Below are 3,030 nucleotides of genomic sequence, written 5' to 3'. Positions count from 1 at the left end.
CCTCTGGGCCGCAGGCGTCGCCCTCGCCGGTCTGGTCGTCGGCGCCCTGGCCCCCGGTGCCGCCGCGCAGCCCAGCTCCGCCCAGGCGTTCGCGCCCTCCGACGGGTCCGCGCCGGAAGCCGCCGTCACGACCTTCGCCGCTGAGCACCGCACCGAGTGCCTGCACGCCGTGACCCGCGGCGAGATGGTGTGGAGCGTCGACCCCATCGGCCGGCCGCCCGGCGTGGACGTCACCGGCGTGCTCGCCGAACGGCGCGCCGACCGGGTGTGCCGGGACGAGGGCCGGGTCTTCGCCGAGTTCGTCGCCTACGGCCCCGACAGTCGCCGCCCGGTGGACTACCGCATGGTGGGGCTCGACCCCGAGGAGGGTCCCGAGCGGCGGTACCGCTTCTCCCTCGCCGACACCGATCCGGGGGGTGAGGGCGCGATTCGCCGGGTGGAGGTCCGGGTGTGCGTCACCGCCGGTCCGATGCTGCCGGCCTTCCATTGCGGGGAGACCGTGGTGGTCCCGCCGCCGCGGGAGATACCCGTCCCCGCGGCGGACCGTCCGGTGATGGGATAAACACGCCGGCGACGCCCCGGTCCCGGAATTGCAGGAAGCCAAAGCACCTCCGGCAATCCCCGGCTCCCGGGGCGCCTCCGCCGGGTCAATTAACCCGGAATTCACGCTCGCGCCCCGAAAACGGAATGACCGCCCCGCCCCCGAACCCCGAACCACCTCGGGCCCGTTCGGGCAGACATTTCGCCCGCATCCGGCCCGTTTCGCATATGCCCCGACCCCCTTCGCCTCCCCTCTTCCCGGCCTCCGGGAAAGCCGAGGAACGGCCGATGGGCCATCGGGGTGTCCGGCCGGCGATAATATCGTCCCGATTCTGAGCTTTGCTTGAGGTTATTACTGGATTTTTTCCTGCCCCCGGGAGAACAATGTCCGCGGACGCGCCCCGGAGGGGTGCGCTCCTCCTCCCGGGGATCATCCACGAAACGGGTGGCCCCCTTCCTCTCCGTGTCCGTGTCGAGGATGGAGCCTCCACCATGTGCCCGTCTTCCGCTCCAGCCCCCCCGGTGCCGGCGTGCGCCGGGGCTCGGCGGAACCCGCTCCCCGCCGCCCGGGGGCGGCAGGGTCGGCGCCTGGCCGCCCTTCTGCTGCTTCACCGCGAGCGGCTGCTGCGCCACATCGTCCGGCTGACCGCCGGCGACCCCCACCGGGCCGAGGACATCGTGCAGGAGACGCTGCTGCGCGCCTGGATCTTCGTCGAGCTCGGCGACGAGGAGAATCCCGCCGAGGAGGAGCGGCTGGTCGCCTGGCTCCACCGGGTGGCCCGCAACCTGGTGATCGACGCCCATCGGCGCGACCGGGCGGTCCCGGTGGGGGTCGTGCCCGACGAACTGCTGCCCCCGGCCACCGGCTCCGACGTCGCCGACACGGTGGTGGACCGCCAGGTGGTGCGCCACGCGCTGGCCCGGCTCTCCCCCGCCCACCGGGAGGTGCTGGTCGAGGTGCACCTGCGCGACCGCACCGGCGCCGAGGCGGCCCGTGCCATCGGTATCCCCCCGGGCACCGTCAAGTCCCGCACCCACTACGCGCTGATGGCCCTGCGCCGCGAGTTGGTCCCTTCCCCGAGGCGCGGGGAGTCGGCCGTCGCATGAGGAACGTCGACCCGATCGCCTTCTTCTCCGAGCACCGCGACACCATCTTCCGGATCTGCGGTGTCATCGGAACCCTGCTCGTCCTCTTCCTGGTGATCAGGGCGATCGCGATGCGCATGGGCGGTTGGTCCGCCGCCCGCGCGAGGGTGGCCCGCGAAATGGCCGTCACCCGCCACGCCTTCGCCGCCCCGGTGCGCAACTGGTACCGCCACCGGCGGGACCTGCGGTACCTGACCCGGGCCCTGCGCTCCCCGCTGACCTGGCGCGACGCCGAGCGTGCGATGGCCACGGCCCGGCCGCTGTGCGCGCCCGCCCGCCCCTGGGCCGCGACGGTCACCCGTGACCTGGTGATGGTGCGCCTCGCCGGCACGGCCGACTCGACGCCGGCGCCGCCGGCGCCCTGGGAACCCGGTGTCGACCGGGACGGGGAGGACGTCCCCGGGCTGTGGATGATCCCCCGGCAGGACCTGCCGATGGTGCCGACCGACGAGGAGGCAAGGGAGTACCGCCCGGTACCGGTCTGCGTCGGCCGGGACGGGGGCGACGGCGGCTGCGCCTTCCTCGACTCCGGTGGCGGCCCGCCGGTGATCGGCCTGGACGGTGACGTCCGCAACCGGGCGGTGCTGTTGCGGGCCCTCGCCGCGCAGTTGGAGGCCCGCCTCCCCCCCGGACTGGTCACCGTCTCCGAGGGCGTGCACCCCGGGTACCCCGGGGCCCCGGTGCGCGACGCGTACCGGATCGTTCGCGACACCGGGCCGGAGCGGGGATACGGTCCCGTGCTGGTCGCCCCGCACGCGCCCGACCCGTTGCCGGCCGAGTTCGCCGAGCCCGTCCGTCGTCCCGACGCCCCGCGCTTCCTGCTGGGTTCCCCGGGGCGGGGTCACGTCCGGCTCCTGCTGATCGACCGGCACGGCCAACTGGTGGTGACCGGCACCCCCCTGCTGACCGCCGCCGGCGCCCTGGCCCGGGCCGTGGCCCGGGCGCTGCCGGACATCCCCCCGGTCCTTCCCCCGATGCCGCCGGCCGGCTCCGGCACCGGCGTGCGCGGGGACCTCTTCGAGGAGACCGACGAACCCGACACCTCGGACGAGCCCGACACGTCCGGGGACGCCCGGGGCACCGGGATGCCCGGGGACCCCGCCGCCGTGTCGGACGCGCACCGGTCCGTCCCGGCCGATCCGGCCCGCAGCGCGGGCGCGGTCGGGGCGGTGGAGGGGCTCGAGGGACCGGCCCGTTCGGCCCGGTCCGCCGCGCCGACGATCGCCTCCGCGACGGGGGAGGCCGGAAACGCCGACCCGACCGACACCACCGGCCCCGCCGCCGAGGAGGGCGTCCCCCGGGCCGCTCCGACCGGTGCCGGTCGCTCCGCGCGCACCCCGAACC

3 protein-coding genes are annotated in these 3,030 nt (G+C 75.2%); all 3 read left to right on the top strand.

Annotated elements, in window-relative coordinates:
• Positions 1 to 562: hypothetical protein (locus tag FNQ90_RS17910; RefSeq protein ID WP_228471353.1), on the top strand; the 562-nt coding region annotated here is incomplete at its 5' end.
• 470 nt (positions 563 to 1,032) lie between these two features.
• On the top strand, positions 1,033 to 1,647 hold the full coding sequence (locus FNQ90_RS17905) for a sigma-70 family RNA polymerase sigma factor (protein WP_182607309.1): 615 nt from the start codon (positions 1,033 to 1,035) through the stop codon (positions 1,645 to 1,647).
• Positions 1,644 to 3,030, top strand: a 1,387-nt coding sequence (locus FNQ90_RS17900; RefSeq protein ID WP_182607308.1) for a hypothetical protein, incomplete at its 3' end; no start/stop codon positions are given. The genes FNQ90_RS17905 and FNQ90_RS17900, both read left to right, overlap by 4 nt.

Origin of the sequence: Streptomyces alkaliphilus (assembly GCF_014141535.1) — a bacterium.
GTDB lineage: Bacteria > Actinomycetota > Actinomycetes > Streptomycetales > Streptomycetaceae > Streptomyces > Streptomyces alkaliphilus.
The sequence above is the reverse complement of the archived record's forward strand: the minus strand, read 5'-3'. Positions and strand labels throughout refer to the sequence as shown.